Genomic DNA, 25,050 nt, shown 5'->3' on the forward strand with positions numbered 1-25,050 from the left:
GTTTTTTATTAGTTATTAATTGTCCAAGAAAGGTAATACTGAGAACCGATAGCTCCAACACCTGGTGCACTTAAATATTCTTGCCCCATTAAGTTAGCTCCTCCCAATTTAAATACAGACTTCCATTCCGGAACACTATAATTTACTTGAGCGTCTATAACTGTTCTTGATCCTATAGTTGCATCTAAGAAAGTAGATTCCCATCTATACTCATCTTGCCATCTTGCATTTACATTAAACCCAAAGTTTTTAAATAAATCTGTTTTACCAAATTGAAGTTTTACTTTATGCTCTGGTGTATTAAAGCCTGCCTCAAAATCTGGGTCTGAAGCTTCATCGAAATCAAATTTAGCATATGTATAATTCAATCCTAGACTAAAACCATCTAATATTTTAGTATTTAATCCAATTGTAGCTCCGTAAGAATTAATGTCAGCTTTCGAGTTTGTATATCCTTGAAAAGCAGTATAATCTCCACCACTTAAAGCCACTAACGCTAACGGTACTTGAGCCCCTCCTGGACCAACAGGTGCAGTTTGAGTAAGTGCAGCATCACCGTAAAAAGGTACTAAAACATTTTGTCCTGCAATAAAATCTTCATAAGAATTATAATACACACTTAAATCTACTGATATTCTTGAGCCTCCGGTTGGTATTAACCCTCTATATCCTATTTCATAAGCTGTAACTTTCTCTGGTTTTACCAAATCAATACTTGCTTTTGTTGGGTTTCCTGCGATTACTGAAGATGCAGAAAAAGAATTCTCATATGCAGATCTACCTGAAACTGATACTGTAGGTGAGCCTGTAAAATTTTGACCTAATCCACTAACCGATAAAGGTGTTGTTGTATATCTGTCTAAATTATCTGGTGCTGAACCTACTAAAAATGCTCTACCAGCATTTAAACCAATATATTGATCTTGTGTTGTTGGGTTTCTAAAACCTGTTTGAAAAGATGCTCTAAAATTTTGGTTTTTATTTTCCCCAGCAGCATATGCTAAAGATATTCTTGGAGAATAGTTTCCGTTGAAGTTTTGTGCTTTATCGTAACGCACAGATGCCGTAAATTTTAAACGATCATCTTCTAAGAATTTCTTTTGTAATTGGGTATAAACACCATATTCATTGTATTCAATAGGTCCATCATAATCAGTAAATATACTTCCATTAGAATTTAATGAGTATAATCTGTAAGACGCTCCCACTTGAATTTCTGCCCAATCTGTAACATCTTGAAAATTATAATTAGCATCTGCATGGTAATATTTAGTCTTATCTTGAAACTTAGAACCTGTTACTAAATCCGGGTCTGTAGTTATTCTATCAAACGCTTCTTGAAAACCAGCTGTTCCTGGTAATAATCTACCTGTTTCTGCTGTTTGTCTTGCTAGTGCATGGGCTTGATCAGAATTTAAACCACCTAGAGTTCCTGATAAATATGCTCCTGTGTATTCTCCGAACCAAGTATTATCGTCCTTCCAAGATCGATTAATATTAATAGCTGCAAAACGAGTGTCATAAGAATTACCTGCATCTTCACTAGTTAAATACCCTCTAACAAAGAAGTTTTTACCTTTAAACTCTAGTTTATGCTGTTCCATAAAGAAGTTTTTGATGTTGTATCTATTTGTTCCTTGATAGATGGTGTTACCGGTTCCATATTTGGAATTCCAAATAATTTCTAAACGATCATTTCCAAAAGGACGATAATTTAAAGAGGCACCAAACTTTACACTTTTCGCATCATACGTCATTAAATCTCTTTCATCATATCCTGTTCTACTAATATTCTCACTTGGCACTAGAGCTGATGCGCCATTAGGAATTATACCTAAACCTTCTAATGTTTGAGCAACCCCTCTTATATTTGTACTAACTTCATCACCATACACATTAACACCATCATAATTTCTGTCAGAATCTCTATCTCCAGAAATATAAGTACTACCATTTGTATTTCTATAATCTGTAGCGTACCATTCTGTACCATCTAAATAAGACATGGTTGCTTTTACTGCAAACTTATCAGAAAACGCATGCGCCATTCTAATGTTGAAATCCGTATATTCATTGTCCCCAGCTGCTTCTTGACTAGTGATACCTCCTTTTAAAGAAAAACTAATCCCTTGATCATCAAAAGGACTTTTACTGGTCATAAACATAATACCATTAAAAGCATTTGCACCATACAGCGCAGATGATGCTCCTGGCAATAACTCTACTGTTTTTACATCCAGTTCAGACATTCCTAATAAATTACCCAATGCAAAATTTAAAGCTGGAGATGAATTATCCATACCATCTACTAATTGCATAAAACGAGTGTTCGCAAAAGTTGCAAAACCACGCGTGTTAACAGATTTAAAAGTTAAACTATTTGTATTAATATCTACCCCTTTTAAATTCTCTAAACCATCGTAAAAAGTAGGTGCAGATGTGTTTTTAATAGCTCTAGAGTCCATCCTTTCAACAGTAACTGGAGACTCCATGATACGTTCTGGAGTTCTAGATGCTGAAACAACAATTTCATCTAAAGAAGTTTCGTTTTCTGTTAAGTTTACCTCAACTTTTTGATTATTTTTTGTGATTTCAACCTTTTCTGTTTGAAACCCTAACATGGAAATTTCAATTGTAAAAGGTGGTTTGTCTGTTACTTTTAAAACAAAGTTTCCATCAAAATCGGTGTTCGTTCCAACTGCCTTTCTGGAAATTTTGATGCTGGCTCCAGGCAGTGTCTCTCCTGTTTTTGCATCTGTAACGGTACCAGAAACGGTAGTCTGCGCTACCATTGCTAAGCTACCAAAAGCTATAAATGCAACAAGTAAAAAATTTTTTATCATAATTTGAATTATTTGTTAACTTAGATGCAAAGTACAATTTTTTTTGAATTTATAAATATATGAGGGGTAAATTTATCGTTTTAATAAAAATTAATCTTTAATTTTTTGAATATACACTTAAAACCAAATGCATTTATTTTAGTTTTCCCTCTCAGTTATTGTACATTTGTTCCTTAAAAATTTTCTTTTTTTGAAAATAGTACAAAACACTTCTAATTTTTCTGTTAAAGATGAAACTTACGTGACCATTGGCACTTTTGACGGTGTGCATTTTGGGCATCAAAAAATCATTGAAAAATTAGTTAAGGAAGCTAAAAAAGCGAATAAAAAATCTGTGGTGTTAACTTTTTTTCCCCACCCAAGAATGGTGTTGCAAAAAGATGCTTCTTTAAAACTACTTAATACAATTGAAGAAAGAGCAACTTTACTCGAAAAAACAGATTTAGATTATTTAATTATTCACCCGTTTAGCAAAGATTTTTCAAGAATGTCCGCGCTAGAATTTGTGAGAGATATTTTAGTGAAACAACTAAATATTTCTAAGTTAATTATTGGTTATGACCATCACTTTGGAAAAAACAGAGAAGGAAATATTACACAACTTTCAGAGTACAGTCATTTATATGGTTTTAAAGTTGAAGAAATTCCGGCACAGGATATAGATAGTGTTTCTGTAAGCTCTACAAAAGTTAGACGTGCTTTAGCAGCTGGAAACTTAAAAACAGCCAACCATTATTTAGGATATAATTTTATGCTTACTGGTACTGTTGTTAACGGTAAAAAATTAGGTGGGAAAATTGGATACCCAACAGCGAATATAGATGTTAAAGAAACCTATAAATTAATTCCTAAAACTGGGGTTTACGTTGTAAAGTCTTCTATTGGTAGAAAAACTGTTTTTGGAATGATGAACATTGGAAATAGACCGACTATAAATGGAAATCATCAAACTATAGAAATTCATTTTTTCGATTTTAATAAAGATTTGTATCATAAAAATTTAACCATTGAACTTCTTTATTTTTTGAGAGATGAACAAAAATTTGACACTATTGAATTTTTAGTTCATCAGCTTAAAAAAGACGAAGAAATTGCAAGAAATTATATCAAAAACAATCTCTAAACCTAAATTGCTAAAGTCTTAATCTTGCTGTATCTTTGTTGCTTACAAAACATGAAAAAATGTTACAAGTACACTTTATTAGAGAAAACAAAGAAACTGTTTTAGCCGGGTTAGCAAAACGTAACTTTGCAAATGCTGAAACCATTATAGAGCAAGTTTTAACTGCTGATGAAAATCGCAGAAAAACGCAAGTTGAATTAGACAATACTTTAGCAGAATCTAATAAAATATCAAAAGAAATTGGAACATTTTTCAAATCTGGAGAAGTACAAAAAGCGAATCTTTTAAAAGAAAAAACAGGCCTGTTAAAAGAAAAAACGAAAGAACTTTCTGAAAGATCAAATGCTTTTGCTGAAGAATTACAGGGGCTTTTGTATCAGATTCCAAATGTTCCTCATGCTTCTGTAAAGTCTGGGAAATCAGAAGAAGATAATGAGAATGTTTTTAGTGAAGGGACAATTCCTGATTTAGGAGAAAACTCACTTCCTCATTGGGAATTAGCTAAGAAATACGATATTATCGATTTTGAATTAGGTACTAAAATTGCGGGTGCTGGTTTTCCTGTTTACAAAGGTAAAGGTGCAAGATTGCAACGTGCTTTAATCAATTATTTTTTAGATAAAAACACACAAGCTGGTTATACCGAAGTTCAAGTTCCACACCTTGTAAATGAAGCTTCTGGAATTGCAACAGGACAATTACCAGACAAAGAAGGGCAAATGTATCATGCAAAGGTAGATGACTTATATTTGATTCCTACTGCAGAAGTGCCAATTACAAATATGTTTCGTGGAAATTTAGTACAAGAATCAAATTTTCCAATTAAGATGACAGGTTACACGCCTTGTTTTAGACGTGAAGCTGGAAGTTATGGAGCGCATGTTCGTGGTTTAAACAGATTGCATCAATTTGATAAAGTTGAAATTGTTCGTATAGAACATCCCGAGAATTCTTACCAAGCTTTAGACGGAATGGTAGAACATATTAAAGGTATTTTACGTGAATTAAAATTACCGTATAGAATATTACGTTTGTGCGGCGGAGACACTGGCTTTACATCGGCTTTAACTTTCGATTTTGAATTATTTTCTACAGCTCAAAACAGATGGTTAGAAATTAGTTCTGCATCAAACTTTGAAACTTTTCAGGCAAATAGATTGAAACTTCGTTTTAAAAATAAGCAAGGAAAAAGTGAATTAGCACATACATTAAATGGAAGTTCTTTAGCTTTACCGCGCGTTCTAGCCGGTATTTTAGAGAACTATCAAACTGCTGAAGGAATTAAAATACCAGATGCACTGGTTCCTTATTGTGGATTTAATTTTATTAAATAAACAATCATATAAAAGTAATTAAGTTCGATGTATCTAGTCAATTAATGAATATCTGCAGTCAACCTAGTTTGCTACAATAGCAATCATTAATCTTTTATATTTATTCATTTCTAAAAGTGCATTGAAATAAGCACTAATTTGACCATTTTTCATAAACTCAATGGAGTTTCCTTTTGCGTTTTCGTACTTGTTGGTTAAATCTCTCATAATCTTTTTTTGATTGGTTATTTTACAATTTAGACAACTTCTGTGCCAAAATGTTACAACAGAACTTTCAAAAATAGATTGCTTTAATAAAGTTTTAACATTTAGGTTGATTATCTTTGAAATTATGAAGCATCTTTTTGTTCTTATTATTCTTTTGATGAGCAACTTTTTAGTTGCCCAAGAATCTGTTCAAAACGATTTTTCCCTAGCTGAAAGCTATTTTAGACAAGGGTCTTATGAAAAAGCAACTCAAATTTATAAGAAATTATATGATAAAAGTGAATTTAACACCACTTTTTTAAAACGATTAATTTCTTGCTATCAGCAAATAGACAGCTTTAAAACTGCAGAAAATTTACTTCAAAAAAGAATTAAAAAAAATACATCTCAAGCTTATTTGTATGTATTCTTAGGATACAATTATGAGCGTCAACAAAAGCAAGAATTTGCAAATACTAATTATCAAATGGCAATTAATTCTTTAGATAAAAATGCAGCTTATGGAGGAAGCATTGGGCGCCTTTTTAAAGAGTACAATATACTAGACTATGCAATCTTAGCCTATGAAAAAGGAATGCAAAAAAACTCAAATGTAAATTATAATTTTCAAATAGCTCAGATTTATGGGGAACAAGGTGAGTTCAAAAAAATGTTTGAATCGTATATAAATTTGGTTGATAAAAATGCAAATTATTTGAACTTAATCCAAAGATATGCAAGTAAATATATTACTGATGATTCAGAAAATGCAACCAATATTTTATTTAGAAAAACACTTTTAAGAAAGTCTGTAAGCAATCCTAAAAACGAGTGGAATATTTTATTAAGCTGGTTATTTGCGCAACAAAAAGAGTACACAAAAGCACTGATACAAGAAAAAGCACTGTATCAAAGAAACGTGTCAGATTTATCTGCAATTTTTGATTTAGGAAGAATTGCATTTGACCATAATGATTTTAAGGTAGCTGCATTGTGTTTTGATTTTATCAACAAAAAATCATTTTTAAAAGAAGAAAAAATTGATGCTAATTTATACCTTTTAAAGATTGCTGTTGCTACAAAAAACCCAAAAACAACCGAGTTATTTGAATCATTATTCAATGAATTTGGAATTAATACAAGTACAATAAAGGTGCAAGTTGAATATGCCGATTTTTTAACTTTTAGTAAAAACAAACCACAAGAAGCTATTAATGTTTTAGAAAAAGCATTGACTTTTTCTAAAACAAAATTCGACAAAGCAAGAATTAAGCTAAAGCTAGGAGATGTATTAGTTTTTAGGGGGAAATTTAACAAGGCATTGATCTATTTTTCTCAAATTCAAACACAATTAAAAAATCATGAACTGGCGCAACAAGCCCGCTTTAAAGTGGCACAAACAAGTTATTTTAAAGGCGATTTCACCTGGGCTAAAGCACAACTAAAAGTGCTAAAAGGAGCAACAACGCAACTCATTGCAAATGATGCTGTCGCTTTATTTTTAAAAATCACAGATAATGAGCCTGTAGATTCTATTCCTTCTGGGTTAAAACAACTGGCCAAAGCAGAACTATTATCTTATCAGAATAAAAATGTGGAAGCTTTAATCGAATTAGAAAACTTATTTACTTCGAAAAATATTCTTGCCAATGGTCTGGTCCCCGGAGAAGTAATTTATGATGATGTGCTATTTTTTCAAGCAAAGTTATTCATCAAACAAAAAAAATATGAAGAGGCTATTTTCAGTTTAGAAAAAATCATTGCTGCTGATAATCAAGGTTTTTTAACAGATGATGTTTATTATCAAATGGCAGAATTATATAATTACAATTTAAATAATACAGAAAAAGCCAAAGAGTATTACCAAAAGATTATTTTTGATCATTCTTCCAGTATTTATTTAGTGGAAGCCCGAAAAAAATACAGAAATTTAAGAGGAGATACTGTTAATTAACCAGTGCAATCATTTAAAAATGTGACAATAATATTGTTACATTAATTCATTTTTACCTTAATTTATTGAATAATATGTATATATACAACGTAACTATAAATATTGATAACCTTGTTTATAATGATTGGTTAGCTTGGGTGGAAACTCATATTCTTGACGTGTTAAATACGGGTAAATTTACCTCCGCAAAGCTTACGGAAGTTTTGGTTGAAGAAGAAATGGGAGGCAAAACGTACTCCATACAATACAGCGCAAACACAAGAGAAAATTTAGACGATTATTACAAAGAAGATGCTGATAGACTGCGCTCAGAGAGTCTTAAAAAATTTGGAGATAAAATGTTAGCTTTTAGAACAGAATTAAAATTGATAAAAGAGTTTTACCCAATAAATAAAAACTCCTAAAATTAATCCATTTTGATAGGATATTTAGCAGTAATTTTTTAGATATTTTATTTAATTTAAACCTCTCACAATCCAAAAATAATGCCGATTTTTAACTGTACATTTGTGAAGTTATTTGGATTAAAACTAAATTATGTCAGTAAAAGCAAAAAAACATTTAGGTCAACATTTTTTGATAGATGAAAGTATTGCCAAAAACATTGCAGATGCTTTAAAAGGAAATGGATACGAGCATGTTTTAGAAATTGGACCAGGAATGGGTGTTTTAACTAAATACTTATTGCAGAAAAAATCTAAGCTTACTGTTATGGAATTAGACAGAGAATCGGTGGCATATTTGCATGAAACCTTTCCTTTAGAACACATTAAACTCGACACAACAAAGAAGCATTTTGAAATTATTGAAGGTGATTTTTTAAAGAAAAATATTCAAGAAGTTTTCAACAAAGAGCAGGTTGCAATTATTGGTAATTTCCCGTATAATATTTCTACTCAAATTGTTTTTAAAGCTATCGAAAATAGAGAATTTGTACCTGAATTTGCTGGTATGTTTCAAAAGGAAGTAGCAAAAAGAATCGCAGAAAAAGAAGGCAGCAAAGTTTACGGAATTCTTTCTGTTTTAACGCAAGCTTTTTTTGATGTAGAATATTTATTTACAGTACCTCCAGCAGTTTTTGACCCACCTCCAAAAGTAGATTCTGGAGTAATACGATTTACTAGAAAAGAAAATTACACGTTACCCGTTGATGAAAAATTATTTTTTAGAGTGGTAAAAACTGCCTTTAATCAGCGAAGAAAAATGTTGCGATCTAGTCTAAAATCCTTTAACCTTTCAGATACTTTAAAAGCAGACCCTATATTTACGAAAAGACCAGAACAATTGTCGGTTACGGCCTTTATTTTACTCACGCAAAAAATAGCAGCTCATGGCATTTGAGATTACAAATCAGTTTTTAGAAAAATTAGTTGGTTTTATATACGAAAACAACGATTCTAAAATTAAAAATTTATTTTCAGAGGTTCATTACGCAGATATCGCTGAAGTTTTAGACGAAGTAAGTTTTGATGAAGCTATTTACATCATTAAGCTTTTAGATAGCGAAAAAACATCAGAAATTCTTACAGAGTTAGATGAAGATACTCGTGAAAAAATTCTTGAAAACTTATCAGCAAAAGAAATAGCAGAAGAAATTGAAGAAATGGATTCTGATGATGCTGCAGATATTATTGGCGAACTTTCTGAAGAGCGACAAAACCGTGTAATAAATGCTATAGAAGATGATGAGCTTGCTGCAGATATCAAAGAATTACTTTCTTATAACGATGACTCTGCAGGTTCTTTAATGGCAAAAGAATTGGTAAAAGTTTATGAAACATGGACAGTTGCTGGTTGTTTGCGTAGAATTAGAGCCCAAGCTAAAGAGGTAAGTAGAGTGCATTCTATATATGTTGTAGATAAACAAGAAAAATTAATTGGTCGTCTTTCTTTAAAAGATTTAATTGTTGCTAAAAATGAACAAAAAATATCAGAAATTTATATTAATAAGGTAGATTCTGTAAATGTAAATGAAGACGATGAAGAGGTTGCAAAAATTATGGTAAAATATGATTTGGAAGCAATACCTGTTGTAGATGATGCCAATGTTTTATTAGGTAGAATTACAATTGATGACATTGTAGATCTTTTAAAAGAAGAAGCGGATAAAGATTATCAATTAGCAGCTGGTTTAACGCAAGATGTCGATTCTGATGATAGCATCTTAGATTTAACAAGAGCCCGTTTACCATGGCTTTTCTTAGGTTTAGTTGGTGGAGTAGGTGCTTTTATAATTATGGAAGGTTTTCAAAGTGTATTTACTAAATACGCAACTTTATTCTTTTTTACACCTTTAATTGCTGCAATGGCAGGAAATGTTGGCGTACAATCTTCTGCGATTATTGTGCAGGGGTTAGCAAATGATGATGTAAAAGGTAGTATAAATAGTAGACTTTTTAAAGAAATGCTTTTAGCAGCTTTAAATGGTGTTATTTTGGCGCTCTTTTTATTCCTTTTTGTTTGGATTTATGAAGGCAAAATAGATCTTGCTTTGGCTATTTCTGCCTCCCTTGTGGTTGTTATTATTATTGCAGGTTTAATAGGTACGTTTGTTCCCTTATTTTTAAATAAAAGAGGTATTGACCCAGCAATTGCAACGGGTCCATTTATAACTACAAGCAATGATATTTTTGGAATTTTAATCTACTTTTTGATCGCGAAATTAATTTTAGGGATATAAAAAAACCTTTCTGAATTAACAGAAAGGTCTTCTTCTTTTCACATAATAAATAAGCCCCTAACTCATTTCCGCAATTATTCCCAATTTTATAGAGTCTAATTCAAAACCCTATGCTGCAAAAATACTTGGATTAAAGAGAATAATTATGTAAAAAACCGCAATTAAAAGTGCGGATTTCCGCAAAACGAGTATTAATCTATAATTCCGAGTTCTTTTACCTTTAAAATTAAATCTGTATTATTATTAGCATTTAAATCTGTTCTTAAATTTGCTAATTTTGTTTCGATAGAACGAAGTTTAATTGCAGTTCCGTTATTTTTTTTAATAACTCCCTCTAAATTACTAATTTTAGAATGATTAGGGAGCTCTTTTAATATCTGTATAGCAACATCATCCATTTGTATCTGAACAACATTTCTACGCAATATTTTTTGATGAATTTCGTGGGTATAATAATATTCGTTAGCTAACATTTTTTGAACAGCAAAACCTATTTCTGTAGCACTAGACTTACTTTTTAATAAGTATGAATTTGGATTTAAATTGCTAATTACGTTATATATTCTATTCGTTTCTGTGTGACCAGTAATTACTCCAATTTTAATATCGAATTCATTATTTCTAATCGCTTTAATCAATTCTTCACCTCCATCTAAATCAGATTCCTCTGTAATATTATCAAAACTTAAATCAGTAAATAAAAGTTGAAAAGGATTACTATTTATATGTGTTTTTATCAAATCAAAAGCAGCATCGCAATTCGTGGTTGTAACCACATCAAAATCTCCTACTTCTTTTAAAGAATTTAAAAACCCTTCTAATACTAATTGATGATCATCTGCAATTAAAATTCTTATTTTATTTTCCATTTTTAGAGATTTCAATTGTTATTTTCGTTCCTTTTTCAATTTCACTTTCTACAGTAAAAACGCCACTAATTTCTTCTATTCTTTCCTTTAAATTCTTTAAACCGATTCCGTTCTTCTTAGCGTTAACCTCAAAACCCTTTCCGTTATCGGAAATAATTAAAACAATTGATTTTTTAGTTTCCTTAAAGCTTAAAATTAAAACCGAAGCTTCTGCATGTTTTTTAGCATTTTGAATAATTTCTCTTATGGTTAAAAATAGGGTTCTTTTAATTGAATTATTAATAGTTTTCCATTCAATAGTGTCAATTTCTTCTACTTTAATTCTAAAACTAACTTCAAAATATTCTGAGATTAGATTAATTATTTGATCTTTAAAAGAAACTTCATTAAAGCTTTCACTACTTATTTGATGTGATAAATTTCGTACATTTTCATTAATAATATCTAAACTTTTTGCGTCTTCTAATTGATTGGTTTTGGACAATTTTAAATGCAACATTCTAATATCCCCAGCAACTTCATCATGTAAAGATTTTGCAATTTGTTGTCGTTCTGTTTCTCTAACTTCTACTTGTTTTAATTGGGCTTCAAAAAGCATTTTCTTTCTTCTACTTAACACAAGACTTCCTCCAAAACCTATAAACAAAATACTAATCCCAGCAATTAACCACCCAATTATTTTATGTTGCTTCTCTGTTACTAATTCTAATTCTCTTTTGGAGTTTTCTTGCTTTAAACTAGCGTTTTCTCTATCTTTTTTTTCAGCTTCATATTGCACATTCGCAAACTGATTTTTTAAAGATCTTTCTCTTTTAAAAAGACTATCGCTTAATATAAAATGTTCTTGTAGCAATAACCTTCCTTTTTCTCCCTTTTCTAATTTAGACAACAAAAGAAGGTTTTCTAAAATATAAAAATTGTACTGCATTTTTTTTGCCTTTTCTAAGCCAATATTACTGTGAAATATTGCTTTTTTAGTCTCATTATTAGCGGTATAGGCATCCGCTAAACCCGAATGAGTAACCACTAAACCTCTTTCATACTTTCTATTTTGTCTAGATTTTAAAACTTCTGAATATTCTTTGATCGCTAGTTTAATATTTCCCAACATAAGATGATTAAACGCGATCCCTCCTAAAGCTACTTCATACCTTTGAATACTATTCAACATAATACTGTCAGTAGACAAACTTTTCTTATAATATTCTAATGCCCTTGTGTAATTTCCCTCAGATGTATAGGTGTCTGCTAAATGATTGTATAATCTAGCCTTTTGATATTTAATTTTTGTGTCTGCAAAATTAGCATATCCTCGCGCCTTTTGAAGTTCAAGTTTTTCTAAAGAACTTCTCTTTTGAAGTTCAAAAAATATTAAAAATTTTTTTCTAGCTTCTTTTTGCCTTCCGCTCCTATTTAGGGCATTCCCCAATCTTTCATATAAAAAACCCGTATAAAAAACCTCTTTAAGAGGCTCCACAAAACGTAATCCTTCAATAATAGAAATTTCACTACCCAAATAATCTCTCTCATCATACTGAATAGCCGCCATAGAAAGCAATCTTTTTGTTACTTCAAGAGAATCTTTTAATTGAGTAGAAATATTTTTAGATTTATTGTAATAATAAAAAGCACTATCTTGTTTTAATTTGACCTTAAAAAAAAGACCTTTGCAATAATACTGTTGAGCTAAAGCGGAAGAATCTCTCGTTCTAATATAAAATTCATGCAATTTTCTTTCACTTAAAGATAAATTCGCAAGATCTTTATTAAGAAAGCTTTTAACAGCAAAAGAGCTATATGTCCTCTTCAATAAAGAATCTCCTTTAATTTTTTCCGCTAATAAAAATGCTTTTTGAGGTAAATGAGGTTGTTTCGTTTTCTTATATTGATTTAATAAGAAAGTAAGAGAGTCAATCCTATTGTCAAAGTCTTTCTCTTGAGAAAAAACAGAAAAACTTACTAAGAAGAATAAAAAGAGAAGCTTTATTTGTCCGTAAAATAAATAATTAGTTTTGATGTTGAATTTATGGTTGCTCATCATCTTAAAAAAATTATAACTTATTATTAAAATGTCTTTTTCTAATTTCATTTAAATAGCTTTTTTTGCATAAAAATAAAAAAATAGAATTAAAAACCCGTTTTTTTGTTACATTTTCTGAAATAAATCCCATAAAACAATCCCTGTGGTTACAGAGATGTTTAGTGAGTGTTTTGTGCCTAATTGCGGAATTTCAATACACCAATCAGCAGCATCAACTACTTCTTGCTGAACTCCTTTTACTTCATTTCCCATCACAACTGCATATTTCTCGTTTTCCTCAGGAAAAAAAGTATGCAGTTTTGTGCTGTTTTCTGCTTGTTCAATAGCTAAAATCTTCACCTTATCTTTCTTTAATTTTTCAATCAATGTTAAGGTGTCTTCAACATATTCCCAGGCTACAGATTCTGTTGCTCCTAAAGCTGTTTTATGAATATCTTTGTTTGGTGGTGTTGCACAAATACCACATAGGTATATTTTTTCTATCAAAAAAGCATCCGAAGTTCTGAAAACAGAACCAATATTATTTAAACTTCTAATATTATCTAAAACGACAATTAATGGCGTTTTTTTCATAGTTTTAAAGGCGTCAACTGTAATTCTGCCTAACTCGTTATTTTTAAGTTTTCTCATAATTTGTGGATAATTCACTAACAACTAAAAATGAACAACTAATCACTTTTTTCTATCTTAGCAAAACTAATTGAAAATTTCCAAAAACTTGGCAAAATCTAACCCTAAAAAGGTAACTCCTTTAATGAAGCAATACAATGCTATCAAGACAAAATATCCTGATGCAATGTTACTTTTTCGTGTCGGAGATTTTTATGAAACTTTTGGTGAAGATGCTAAAAAAGCGGCTGGAGTTTTAGGGATTACACTAACGAAACGTGGTGCAGGAAGTGAAACAGAAACCGCTTTGGCAGGTTTTCCTCATCATTCTCTAAACACGTATTTACCTAAATTGGTAAAAGCAGGAATGCGTGTTGCTATTTGTGATCAGTTAGAAGACCCTAAAATGACCAAAACAATTGTAAAACGTGGTGTAACAGAATTAATTACTCCTGGAGTTTCTTTAAATGATGAAGTTTTACAAAGCAAAACCAATAACTTTTTAGCAGCCGTTCATTTTAATAAAAAACAACTTGGAATTTCATTTCTTGATGTTTCTACTGGTGAATATTTGGTAGCACAGGGAAATTCAGAATACATTGATAAATTATTGCAGAATTTTAACCCGAGTGAAGTACTGGTTCAAAAGCAAAATAAGCAGCAGTTTTTAGAGCTTTTTGAAAACAGGTATTATACCTTTTATTTAGATGATTGGGTTTTTCAACCTGAATATGCAAAAGAAACTTTACAAAATCATTTTGAAGTCAAAAACTTAAAAGGTTTTGGAATTCAAGATCTTAAAAACGGAATTATTGCTGCTGGTGCCGTAATGTATTATTTGTCGGAAACACAACACAAGCAATTAAAACACATTCAATCTATAAGCAGAATTGCAGAAGATAATTATGTTTGGATGGATCGTTTTACAGTTCGAAATTTAGAGTTATACAACCCGAATTCTATAAATGCCGTCACACTTTTAGATGTTATTGATAAAACCATATCACCAATGGGTGGAAGGTTACTAAAGCGTTGGCTGGCTCTTCCTTTAAAAAATATAGATGAAATTAAAAACCGCCACGAATTGGTGAAGTTTTTTATAGATTCTGATGATTTTTCGCAGATCGTAACATATCAATTAAAACAAATATCAGACTTAGAAAGATTAATTTCTAAAGTTGCTACCGGTAAAGCTTCTCCAAGAGAAATTGTTTTGTTAAAAGACTCTTTAAAAGCAATTTTACCCATAAAAACCGCCGCTGAAAAGAGTGCCAATAAAACAGTCAAAGAACTTGGAAATCAACTGTATACTTGTACTGATTTAATCACTAAAATTTCTGAAACTTTATTTGACAATGCTCCGGTAAACATCAATAAAGGAAATGCCATTGCAGCGTGTGTTCATCAAGAGTTAGATGATTTACGGGCCATTTCATCTACTGGAAAACAGTATTTAGATGATATGTTGGCGCGTGAAACAGAAAGAACAGGCATCTCAAGTTTAAAAATTTCGTTCAATAATGTTTTTGGCTACTACATAGAGGTTCGAAATACCCATAAAGACAAAGTTCCTGAAGAATGGATTCGTAAACAAACCCTAGTAAGTGCAGAACGCTATATTACTGAAGAACTGAAAGAATATGAAACTAAAATTTTGGGTGCTGAAGAGAAAATACAGAAATTAGAGCAAGAAATTTTTTCTAAATTATTGGAATATATCATTCAATTTGTACCAATTGTGCAAGAAAATGCGCAAATTATCGCCAAAATTGACTGTTTATTGTCTTTTTCGGTTTTAGCGATCGAGAACAATTATGTCCGCCCGCAAATGGATGAAAGTACTGTTCTAGAAATTAAAAACGGAAGACATCCTGTTATAGAAAAGCAATTACCAATTAGCGAAGAATATATTGCAAATGACGTTGTATTGAATAGAAATCAGCAACAAATAATTATGATTACAGGGCCAAATATGTCTGGTAAATCTGCTATTTTACGACAAACTGCATTGATTGTTTTACTCGCTCAAATGGGAAGCTATGTACCCGCTCAAAATGCAAGAATTGGTATTGTCGATAAGATTTTTACTAGAGTTGGTGCAAGTGATAATATTTCTATGGGTGAATCTACTTTTATGGTAGAAATGAACGAAACAGCTTCTATTTTAAATAATCTTTCTGAACGTAGTTTGGTGCTTTTAGATGAAATTGGTCGTGGAACTTCCACTTACGACGGAATTTCAATCGCTTGGGCAATTTCAGAGTTTTTACATGAGCATCCATCAAAAGCAAAAACATTGTTTGCTACTCATTATCATGAGTTAAATGAAATGACCGCTACTTTTAAACGGATTAAAAACTTTAACGTCTCTGTTAAAGAATTGGAAAACACCATTATTTTTCTTCGTAAACTGGTTTCTGGTGGGTCTAATCACAGCTTTGGTATCCATGTAGCAAAACTTGCAGGGATGCCCAATATGGTCATTCATAGAGCGAATAAAATTTTAGCGCAATTAGAGAAAAATAATAAAAGTTCAGAAACTAAAGAGGTTTTAAAACAAGCACAACATGAAGAAATGCAACTCAGCTTTTTTCAATTAGATGATCCTTTACTAGAAAATATTAAGGAAGAAATTTTAGCTACTAATATTGATACATTAACACCTATTGAAGCGCTCATGAAATTGAATGAGATTAAGAGGATGTTGATTAAAAAGTAAAGTTTTTATTAATAGATTCTCATTTTGACTAAGGTCTAAGTTCATAAATTAAAATGAATCAAAGAAGAATCAATTAGGTCTTGCAAATATGCACAGAATAAACAATGCACAGATAAAGTTTTATGGACTCCGAAACTATTTAAACAACCTTTTCTGGCAAAAATTACGATACTTCGACCATTATTATTTAACATAAATAGAACAAAAGAAATATTTTTTATCCTCAGGCAACCTTTTGCACAACTTTTGCGTCTTTATAAATAGAAGGCATTAAAAATCCATTTTTTGAAAGTTTTAAAATTATATAATAACGAAGCACAGCTTATTTATAAAGCGTCTAAAAACCATCGTGATGCGCAGCATGCTTTGTATAAAGCTCATGCTCCCAAAATGCTGAGTGTTTGTAGTTACTACATAAAAGATACACAACAAGCTGAGGAGGCACTTTTAAATGGTTTTTTTAAAGTTTTTAAGCAGATAAAGAGTTTTAAATCTCAAGGGAGCTTTGAGGGTTGGATACGACAAATTATGGTACATGAATCTATTTCTCTTCTTAGAAAGAAAAAGCAGCTTGAATTTTCAGCGGATGACATGGAGCTATATGATAAACCAATTAATTCTGATACTACAGAATTAGATCTCGAAAAAATTCAATTATTAATAAATAATCTTCCTAAAGGCTATCGAATAATCTTTATAATGCATGCTGTAGAAGGGTATAAACATCGTGAAATTTCAACATTACTCGGTATTTCTGAAAGCACCTCAAAATCACAATTATTTAAAGCTAGAAAGCTTTTGCAAAAACAGATTAAACAATTAAATAAAACCAGTTATGGAACTAATTAAATTTGAAAAACAAGCAAAGAATAAGCTGGAGCAAAGGAGAATTCAACCAAGTTCTGATGCATGGAACAAGCTTACTGATAGGCTAGATGCTAATCAAGAAAAACAAAAAAATAATCGTTTGTGGTGGCAAGCTATTGCAGCAATATTTATTGGGGCAATATTTTCTTTATCCTTTGTTTTTACTTCAGAATCTAATATAGTAGCGCCTGTAATTGTTGATGTAAAAGAACAACCAGCAATTAAACTTGAGGAACCGATACTGAAAAATAATCTAGAAGAAGAAGTTTTAATAGCGTTAGAAAAGCCCATTAGAAAAGAAATTAGTTCACCAAAAAAAGCTCCAATAAGAAAAAAGATTAGAGAAGTTATTTCGTTGAATGAAACACACTTAAATTCAAAAATATTAGAAAATAAAATAGCTGAAAAGAGTTATGAAGATGCGAGTTTTCAGGCACAAAAAACAAATGAAGGCATAGCGCAACTTAAACAGCCTACAATTGAAAAAACAGCGGTTACAAATGAAGAAATTACAATACTACTAGAGGCAGCAAAAAAAACAATTGCAATGCAAAAAACAATGGATGCGTCAATAAAAACTGTGGATGCCGATGCTTTGCTGTGGTCCGTTGAAAATAATTTAAATCCGTCTTTAAAAGATAAATTTTTTAGCGCCATTAAATCAGGATATGAATCTGTAACCGTCGCCTTTATAAAACGAAAGAATGAACAATAAATTAAAAAAACACTTATGAAAACAATTACAAAATACCTATCAATAATAGTCTTATGCTTTCTTTTTACCGTTACACAAGCTCAAGAAAAGCAATTAGATTCTGTGAGAACAAATTACAAAGAGTTAGAAATTAAAAAATTAATAAAAAGTAAAAAAACTGTTGAATTAAAGGAACGCGAATTTTTAAAGCAAGACATTACCGCTATTAATACTCGTTTAAATACCGGTGAAATAACTTTATCTCGAGCAAATAATTTAAAAAAGGAAGCTGCTAAAAAAAGAGCTTTAAATATAGAAAATCACATAGCAATTATCGACAATGAAATTGCTTTGTGGAATCGTAATGATAAATTTTATCAATTAGATATTAGAAGTGAAGGAGATCGTAAGATGATAAGAATAGGGTCCGGATCCAAAGAAAATTCTGGTGATAAGTTAATTTTTATTGGAAAAGAATCTAAGGATGCCAAAAAAAAGTATGATAAACGGACGTACAACGATCTTGTTTTTGCTTTTGGTTTTAACAATGCATTAATAGAAGGCCAGAGTTTAGATAATTCACCCTATAAGATAGGTGGTTCAGGCTTTATTGAATTGGGTTATGACTGGAAAAGAAGAATTTTTAAAGATTCTAACTTTTGGAGATTAAAATATGGTTTTTCATTTCAATGGAACAAATTTGATCTTAAAGACAACAAATTTCTAGTAAATACAGACGGTATGATTTCTCTAGAAGAATTTCCTGTAGAATTAGACAAAGCAAAATTTAGAACCACAAACTTGGTATTCCCTTTCCATATAGAATTTGGACCTTCTAAGAAGATTGATAAGAAAAAGTTCTTCAGATACTCCAACTATAAAAAGTTAAGAGTAGGCATAGGTGCTTATGCGGGTTTTAATATAGGCAGCATGCAAAAATTAAAATACAAGGAGGATGGCAATAAAATAAAAGACAAAAAACACAGAGACTTTGAAGTAAGTGATTTAGTGTATGGTATAAGTGGATATCTTGGTGTGGGTTCTAGCGCTTTATATATAAAGTATGATTTATCTCCAGTTTTTAAAAAACAATCTAAAAAACAAAATAATATCTCTGTCGGATTACGAATTGATTTAGACTAGATTTATTTATATAATTCAATCTTCTAGATTTTGAATTGCATCGTTAAATGAAACAATTTGGTAAAAAAAACTCCAAAAGCTAATGTCGCTTTTGGAGTTTTAAAAATGTTTTTTATTTATTTTTTAAATAGATCTTTTCATTTCTAATAAATTGTTGGTAGCATATACATAACTATTGTAAATAGATTCAAATGAAATTAATTCCTTAAAGCTATAAGGTGCATTTTCTGAGTCTCCAATAATTTTGTCCCCATTTTTTAACACAAAAGTTTGAAAAGCTTTTTCAGATGTATTTTGTTGGATAGCAATAGCACCTTTAAACTTGTTAATCTGAATGTTTTCAGAAGCTAATAAATTCTTTATCCCTGATACTTTATCCAAAAAAAATATTTTCGCATTAATATTATTAGCTCCCCTAACCTTTTTTACAAGATTAGCTTCTACATAAAACATATATTTTGAAGATGGCCTGCATTCGTATTTCTGCTTAGAAAGAATATTAATTACATTTATTTCTTCTAAATTTGATTTAATATCTGCCGAATTGATTTCTTTTTTAACAAAAGAAAAAAGAGTTAATAATAAGACAAATAATACTGTTATTTTTTTTAGGGGATTCATTGCAACAAAATTAAAACTATTTTTCCTAAATTATATAATTAATGAATACTTGTCAATCCTCAAGAACCATGAAATTTTCACCTCCTTATAAACAAGGAAGTACCTCCATGTTTATAGGGATATAAAAAAAATAAATAGCTGAATATTAGGTTTTTAAAAAATAAAATTTTTTATAATGAACCTCCTTTTTAAGCAGATGCCTAACATATCCACACACCCTCAAACGTCGATTCAAATATTTCTAAAACAGAAAACTGGTTAAAAAAGGTTTTGATGAACATTTCTGATTAACTCCAAAACAGCCTGCATTTACTCTTTTATTTCAATGTTAGATGCCTTAAAATGATTATTCACAAGCCTAAATACTAACATTTTTCTAGAAACCGAACTTTTGAGAGTTTATGATTCCCTTTGTACATTTTTATTAAAACGCACACAGTAGAATTGGGTGTAAATCAAAAATATGAATTCCTGTAAATTGCTATTTTGACTGACAAAGATTTATATCAGATAAAAAATAGGATAATTAACCAAGAGTAAATAGTGTTTTTTTAGTGGTAAAATGTTTTTAAAGTTCTAGTTTACAATTTACAAAAAAATAAAATTGACAAGTTTTTATCACATATAATATTTACCTTTGTAAAAGTATGAACTCAATTTTTTTATTTATTAGTGGTCCAGAAATTATGGTAATTATGTTAATTGTCGTTATGGTTTTTGGTGCAGATAAGATTCCTGAAATCGCAAGAGGCTTAGGAAAAGGAATGCGTCAAGTAAAAGATGCTACAAATGATATTAAAAAAGAGATTAATGATAGTGCAGAGTCTCCAGATTTAGATACAAATATTAGCAAAGACATTCATAAAGAAATAAATAAAGTTAAAGATCATATTGATGATTTAACAGGTCCAATTAAAAGACTCTGATAAAAATTTATATTTTATTTATTTAAATAAAGTACAGACTACACTCTTTAAGCGAAAAAGTTAAAATCTTAAAATTTATAACTTATTTTACTCTACTAATTGTTAATCCATCTCTTATGGGAAGTAGAACGGTTTCAATTCTATCATCAGAATTTAATAATTTATTGTATTCTAAAAGTGCCTTTGTATCTATATCTTTAGGACTTAATTCTTCCACCACTTTGCCGCTCCAAAGCACATTATCAGACAATATAATTCCTCCAGGATTCATTTTATGAATCATTAAGTAAAAGTAATTTACGTAGTTAGATTTGTCTGCATCAATAAATACTAAATCAAATTTTTTGTCAATTTTTGGAATAATTTCTAGAGCATTACCAACCTTTTGCTCAATTTGATTTCTAAAACCAGATTTTTCAAAATATTTATTTTGTAAAGTCTCTAGTTCTTCGTTTTTATCAATCGTTATAATTTTTCCTGTAGAAGGTAATCCTTCTGCTAAACAAAGCGCGGAATAACCAGTATAAGTGCCAATTTCTAATATAGTTTTAGGTTGAATTAACTTAGAAATCATAGATAAAACCCTGCCTTGAAAAGCGCCACTTAACATTCTAGGGTTCAATACTTTTTGCCAAGTCTCTTTGCTTAATTCTTGTAGAATCTTAGGTTCTTGCTGTGAATGATTTACAACGTAATTATCTATTAGCTCTGGTAAAAAATGCATCTTTTTAAAGATTTAAAATTATTTATTAACCTGTATTTCAAAAATACAAAAAACGGAATCTATATTTCTATAAATTCCGTTTCAATCTAACAAAAAATCAAAAACACGGTTTTGAGAAAACCGAAAAAACAAATTATACCTCAAACTCTTGTAATTGTTTTTTTAAGACTTCTTTATTTGCTTGAGAAAGGTTGTTCATTTTACCTTTGCAATCTAGAGCTTGTATTTTAAATAAACCTGACATTCTTTTATTTTGTTTTGTATAAAGTCTACAAATTTTACAACTTAAAAAATGTAGGTTTAACTTAATTTTTTCAAAAAAAGAAGCTTCTTTGTACTGACTTCTGTCACAAATGGTTGTTGCTTCATTGCAAGTTATGTGTAGTTTTTTAAACATCTCTTAATTATTAAACCAATTCTCTTCCATGCATTTTCTTAGCTGAGTTCTAGCTCTATGTATTATAACCCATAAATTTGACGTTGTAATATTCAACTCCTTACAAATTTCTTCAGTTTCAAACTCTTGAATGGTTTTCATTCTAAAAACCAAACCATATTTCTCGGGCAAATTATCTATACAAATTTCTAATTGAGTTTTTAACTCTTGGTTTTCTATTGCTTTTTCAGAGGCATTATCCCAACTTTGTGGCACACGTTCTTCAATCCAACTTCCTTCATTTTCTCCATTATCATAAAAATTCATTCTAACTTCTGCTTGTCCTTTTTTAGAATTAATTTTCCTGTAATGATCTATTACCTTTCTTTTTAAAATAGATACCAACCAAGTTCTTTCTGTAGATTTTCCTTGAAAATTTTTAGCAGATTTTAGGCCTGCAAAAAACGTTTCTTGCACTAAATCCTTGGCTAAGTCTCCATCATTAACACGCACAACAGCATAATTAAACAAGTAATCTGCGTAATTATCTATCCATTTATCAGAATTTAAAGTGATTTTTTCTTGAAGCATTTTCTAATTTAGAAATCAAATATAAAACTATTTTTTATCTTTTAACGCTTTACAATTACCTCCTCTTCTCACATTTCTAAATATATAATTACCTACTAGTCTTCTAATATTAAAACATTAAAAAAGCTTCAAACACTTTATTATAATGTTTTGTGGAGGTATCGTTAAAATAGACAGCCTAATGTAAATTCCTAAAGCAACTAAAAATATGATAATTCTCGAAAACATTGTGTAATTTTAAAAACATAACATCAAAAAATCATCCTCAAAAAGAATCCAATTAACTTGACGAAATATTAACTAGTAAAATATCTATTGATATTTCTTACTTTTACCACACTCAATAAATTAAAATATGTCTGTAGCAAAAAAACAGTACAAAAGAATTACCGTAAAATCTTTGGTAGAAATGAAAGCGAATGGAGAGAAAATATCCATGTTAACTGCTTACGATTATACGATGGCAAAAATTTTAGACAAAGCTGGTTTAGATGTACTTTTAGTAGGTGATTCAGCATCAAATGTTATGGCCGGACATGAAACTACTTTACCTATTACCTTAGATCAAATGATTTATCATGCAAGCTCGGTTGTTAGAGCAATTGAGCGCTGTTTAGTTGTGGTAGATTTGCCGTTTGGGAGTTATCAATCTGACCCAAAAGAAGCTTTACGTTCTGCCATTAGAATAATGAAAGAATCTGGCGGTCATTCTATAAAATTAGAAGGAGGAAGAGAGGTTAAAGAATCTATTAAACGTATTTTAAATGCAGGAATTCCAGTAATGGGTCATTTAGGTTTAACTCCACAATCTATCTATAAATTCGGAACATACACCGTTAGAGCAAAAGAAGAAGAAGAGGCAGAGCAATTAATGGAAGACGCTTTAATGCTAGAAAGGATTGGTTGTTTTGCAATCGTTTTAGAAAAAGTCCCTGCTGATTTAGCAAAAAAAGTTGCAGAAGCTATATCTATTCCTGTCATCGGAATTGGGGCGGGAAATGGAGTTGACGGCCAAGTTTTAGTAACCCATGATATGTTGGGAATGACCCACGAATTCAATCCACGTTTTTTAAGAAGATATCTAGATTTATTCGTTGATATGACAGGAGCATTTGAGCAATATGTTACAGATGTAAAAAGCAAAGATTTCCCGAGTGATAAAGAGCAATACTAAATTTTAGTAAATATCATTTTTGAAAATTAACGAAAAAATAACTGAATTTATAAAATTTGCAGCTATCACAGATTTATTTTTTATATCAATTGTTGCAATTATAAAGTTAAAGAAACACTAAGCACGTAATTTTTCACTTATGAAAATTCTACACGTCGACAAAAACCATTCTCTTTTATTAAATCAACTTAATGATTTAGGGTTTATAAATGATGAAGATTATACCTCTTCAAAAAAGGAAATTGAAGCTAAAATTCATTTGTATGAAGGTTTGATTATAAGAAGCCGGTTTTCTATTGATAAAGCCTTCTTAGACAAAGCAACAAACTTAAAATTTATTGGTCGAGTTGGTGCCGGTTTAGAAAATATACAATGTAATTATGCAGCCACTAAAAACATCCAATTAATCGCTGCTCCAGAAGGAAATAGAAACGCAGTTGGTGAACATTGTTTAGGAATGTTGTTGTCCCTTTTTAACAAACTCAATAAAGCAGACAAAGAAGTTAGAATCGGAAAATGGTTGCGGGAAGAGAATAGAGGAATTGAACTGAATGGAAAAACCGTTGGCTTAATTGGTTACGGAAATATGGGTAAATCATTCGCAAAAAAACTCCGTGGTTTTGATGTTGAAGTAATCTGTTATGATATAAAACCATATGTTGGAGATGAGAACTGCAAGCAGGTTTCCTTGCCAGAGTTGCAGGAAAAAGTAGATGTTTTAAGTTTACATACCCCACAAAACAAACTCACCACAAACATGGTTAATATTGGTTTTATCAATGATTTTAAAAAGAATTTTTGGCTGATAAATACTGCACGTGGAGCATCGGTAGTTACTAAAGATCTCGTTGAAGCTTTAAAATCAGGTAAAATATTAGGTGCTGGTTTAGATGTTTTAGAATATGAAAAAGCATCTTTTGAAAACCTTTTTACTGTTAATAATGTGCCTGAGGCTTTTAAATATTTAATCAATTCACAAAATGTAATATTGTCTCCGCATGTTGCAGGTTGGACTATTGAAAGCAAAGAAAAATTGGCACAAACTATTGTGGATAAAATTAAAGCAAAATTTTATTAACTTGTTGGCTTTAAATCATCCATAAAAATCAGAAAAGATGACTTACGAAGCAAATACACCTGAAGAATATATTGAACAATTACCAGAAAACAGAAAACAGGCCGTTCAAAAGATTAGGGCAGTCATCAAAAAAAATCTTCCAAAAGGTTTTGAAGAAGGTATCAATTATAAAATGTTAGGTTTTTATGTTCCTCATTCTAAATTTCCTGAAGGATATCATTGTGATCCAAAATTACCATTACCCTTTATAAATCTAGCTTCACAAAAAAATTCTGTAAATTTATATCATATGGGAATTTACGCGAAAAAAGAACTTTTAGATTGGTTTGTAAAAGAATATACAAAGTATTGTAAATACAAATTAGATATGGGAAAAAGTTGCATTCGTTTTAAAAAAATGGATGATATTCCTTTTGACCTAATTGGGGAACTCGCCAGTAAAATGACTGTAAATGAATGGATTAACACATATAATAGTGCAATTAAAAAATAATACCT

The 25,050-nt window shown here is 30.4% G+C and carries 22 protein-coding genes; 14 read left to right on the forward strand and 8 right to left on the reverse strand.

Going from position 1 to position 25,050, the window contains the following annotated elements; translation table 11 throughout:
• Positions 1-8: 8 nt before the first annotated feature.
• Positions 9-2,843 carry a TonB-dependent receptor gene (locus tag ATE90_RS12555; RefSeq protein WP_101451469.1) on the reverse strand — a complete coding sequence of 945 codons (2,835 nt, stop codon included), beginning with the start codon at positions 2,841-2,843 and terminating at the stop codon, positions 9-11.
• Positions 2,844-3,033: 190 nt separating this feature from the next.
• Here ATE90_RS12555 and ATE90_RS12560 point away from each other — a divergent pair, with 190 nt between their 5' ends.
• Together ATE90_RS12560 and serS are read left to right on the forward strand one after the other, a co-directional pair.
• Entirely contained in the window at positions 3,034-3,966 is a 933-nt protein-coding gene (locus ATE90_RS12560; protein WP_036784487.1) for a bifunctional riboflavin kinase/FAD synthetase, read from the forward strand.
• Between the two features lie 59 nt (positions 3,967-4,025).
• Positions 4,026-5,300 (forward strand): serine--tRNA ligase, encoded by a 1,275-nt coding sequence (gene serS / locus ATE90_RS12565; protein ID WP_036784489.1) that lies wholly within the window; start codon positions 4,026-4,028, stop codon positions 5,298-5,300.
• 63 nt (positions 5,301-5,363) lie between these two features.
• On the opposite strand, the gene ATE90_RS13610 is transcribed toward serS, so the two are convergent.
• A complete protein-coding gene (locus ATE90_RS13610) occupies positions 5,364-5,507 on the reverse strand; it encodes a hypothetical protein (RefSeq protein ID WP_172824221.1) in 144 nt (47 codons plus the stop codon).
• Between the two features lie 124 nt (positions 5,508-5,631).
• On the opposite strand from ATE90_RS13610, the gene ATE90_RS12570 reads away from it, so the two are divergent.
• The 4 genes from ATE90_RS12570 to mgtE all read left to right on the forward strand — a co-directional run bounded on the left by ATE90_RS12570 (position 5,632) and on the right by mgtE (position 10,120).
• Positions 5,632-7,440, forward strand: coding sequence for a tetratricopeptide repeat protein (locus ATE90_RS12570; protein WP_036784494.1), 1,809 nt, complete (start codon positions 5,632-5,634; stop codon positions 7,438-7,440).
• Positions 7,441-7,514: 74 nt separating this feature from the next.
• Entirely contained in the window at positions 7,515-7,844 is a 330-nt protein-coding gene (locus ATE90_RS12575) for a DUF4286 family protein (protein ID WP_036784497.1), read from the forward strand.
• Positions 7,845-7,977: 133 nt separating this feature from the next.
• The gene (rsmA, locus tag ATE90_RS12580; RefSeq protein ID WP_036784500.1) at positions 7,978-8,781 is read left to right on the forward strand and encodes a 16S rRNA (adenine(1518)-N(6)/adenine(1519)-N(6))-dimethyltransferase RsmA; all 804 of its coding nucleotides are present in this window, start codon (positions 7,978-7,980) and stop codon (positions 8,779-8,781) included.
• Positions 8,771-10,120 (forward strand): magnesium transporter, encoded by a 1,350-nt coding sequence (gene mgtE / locus ATE90_RS12585; RefSeq protein WP_036784502.1) that lies wholly within the window; start codon positions 8,771-8,773, stop codon positions 10,118-10,120. Before rsmA ends, mgtE begins: the two co-directional genes overlap by 11 nt.
• Positions 10,121-10,311: 191 nt before the next feature.
• Here mgtE and ATE90_RS12590 read toward each other — a convergent pair whose 3' ends face one another.
• The 3 genes from ATE90_RS12590 to ATE90_RS12600 are packed head-to-tail and all read right to left on the reverse strand — an operon-like array spanning position 10,312 to position 13,660.
• Entirely contained in the window at positions 10,312-10,989 is a 678-nt protein-coding gene (locus tag ATE90_RS12590; RefSeq protein WP_036784504.1) for a response regulator, read from the reverse strand.
• The gene (locus tag ATE90_RS12595; RefSeq protein ID WP_101451470.1) at positions 10,979-13,078 is read right to left on the reverse strand and encodes a tetratricopeptide repeat-containing sensor histidine kinase; all 2,100 of its coding nucleotides are present in this window, start codon (positions 13,076-13,078) and stop codon (positions 10,979-10,981) included. The genes ATE90_RS12590 and ATE90_RS12595 overlap by 11 nt, the downstream gene beginning before the upstream one ends.
• Positions 13,079-13,135: 57 nt before the next feature.
• Positions 13,136-13,660 (reverse strand): RNA methyltransferase, encoded by a 525-nt coding sequence (locus ATE90_RS12600; protein WP_036784509.1) that lies wholly within the window; start codon positions 13,658-13,660, stop codon positions 13,136-13,138.
• 88 nt (positions 13,661-13,748) lie between these two features.
• Here ATE90_RS12600 and mutS point away from each other — a divergent pair, with 88 nt between their 5' ends.
• From mutS to ATE90_RS12620, 4 genes are all read left to right on the forward strand, one after another.
• The gene (gene mutS, locus ATE90_RS12605) at positions 13,749-16,358 is read left to right on the forward strand and encodes a DNA mismatch repair protein MutS (protein ID WP_036788084.1); all 2,610 of its coding nucleotides are present in this window, start codon (positions 13,749-13,751) and stop codon (positions 16,356-16,358) included.
• A gap of 285 nt (positions 16,359-16,643) precedes the next feature.
• On the forward strand, positions 16,644-17,207 hold the full coding sequence (locus tag ATE90_RS12610) for an RNA polymerase sigma factor (protein ID WP_036784511.1): 564 nt from the start codon (positions 16,644-16,646) through the stop codon (positions 17,205-17,207).
• Positions 17,194-17,940: a hypothetical protein gene (locus tag ATE90_RS12615; RefSeq protein ID WP_036784513.1), complete on the forward strand. Its 747-nt coding sequence runs from the start codon at positions 17,194-17,196 to the stop codon at positions 17,938-17,940. The genes ATE90_RS12610 and ATE90_RS12615 overlap by 14 nt, the downstream gene beginning before the upstream one ends.
• A gap of 15 nt (positions 17,941-17,955) precedes the next feature.
• Positions 17,956-19,062: a hypothetical protein gene (locus ATE90_RS12620; protein ID WP_036784515.1), complete on the forward strand. Its 1,107-nt coding sequence runs from the start codon at positions 17,956-17,958 to the stop codon at positions 19,060-19,062.
• A 123-nt stretch (positions 19,063-19,185) separates the two neighbouring features.
• On the opposite strand, the gene ATE90_RS12625 is transcribed toward ATE90_RS12620, so the two are convergent.
• Positions 19,186-19,683: a hypothetical protein gene (locus ATE90_RS12625; RefSeq protein WP_036784518.1), complete on the reverse strand. Its 498-nt coding sequence runs from the start codon at positions 19,681-19,683 to the stop codon at positions 19,186-19,188.
• A 647-nt stretch (positions 19,684-20,330) separates the two neighbouring features.
• Here ATE90_RS12625 and ATE90_RS12630 point away from each other — a divergent pair.
• Positions 20,331-20,609 carry a Sec-independent protein translocase subunit TatA/TatB gene (locus ATE90_RS12630; RefSeq protein WP_036784520.1) on the forward strand — a complete coding sequence of 93 codons (279 nt, stop codon included), beginning with the start codon at positions 20,331-20,333 and terminating at the stop codon, positions 20,607-20,609.
• An 82-nt stretch (positions 20,610-20,691) separates the two neighbouring features.
• Here the strand turns inward: ATE90_RS12630 and ATE90_RS12635 are convergent, their stop codons facing one another.
• Both ATE90_RS12635 and ATE90_RS12645 read right to left on the reverse strand, forming a co-directional pair.
• A complete protein-coding gene (locus ATE90_RS12635) occupies positions 20,692-21,333 on the reverse strand; it encodes an O-methyltransferase (RefSeq protein WP_036784523.1) in 642 nt (213 codons plus the stop codon).
• Positions 21,334-21,733: 400 nt separating this feature from the next.
• On the reverse strand, positions 21,734-22,300 hold the full coding sequence (locus tag ATE90_RS12645) for a sigma-70 family RNA polymerase sigma factor (protein WP_036784527.1): 567 nt from the start codon (positions 22,298-22,300) through the stop codon (positions 21,734-21,736).
• A gap of 355 nt (positions 22,301-22,655) precedes the next feature.
• Between ATE90_RS12645 and panB the strand changes: the two genes are divergently transcribed.
• The 3 genes from panB (at position 22,656) to ATE90_RS12660 (ending at position 25,045) form a co-directional block, all read left to right on the forward strand.
• On the forward strand, positions 22,656-23,474 hold the full coding sequence (gene panB, locus ATE90_RS12650) for a 3-methyl-2-oxobutanoate hydroxymethyltransferase (protein ID WP_036784530.1): 819 nt from the start codon (positions 22,656-22,658) through the stop codon (positions 23,472-23,474).
• Between the two features lie 139 nt (positions 23,475-23,613).
• On the forward strand, positions 23,614-24,552 hold the full coding sequence (locus ATE90_RS12655) for a 2-hydroxyacid dehydrogenase (RefSeq protein WP_036784534.1): 939 nt from the start codon (positions 23,614-23,616) through the stop codon (positions 24,550-24,552).
• 37 nt (positions 24,553-24,589) lie between these two features.
• Positions 24,590-25,045, forward strand: coding sequence for a DUF1801 domain-containing protein (locus ATE90_RS12660; protein WP_101451471.1), 456 nt, complete (start codon positions 24,590-24,592; stop codon positions 25,043-25,045).
• Positions 25,046-25,050: the final 5 nt, after the last annotated feature.

The organism is Polaribacter sp. Hel1_33_96, assembly GCF_002846595.1.
In the GTDB taxonomy this organism is placed as follows: Bacteria; Bacteroidota; Bacteroidia; order Flavobacteriales; family Flavobacteriaceae; genus Polaribacter.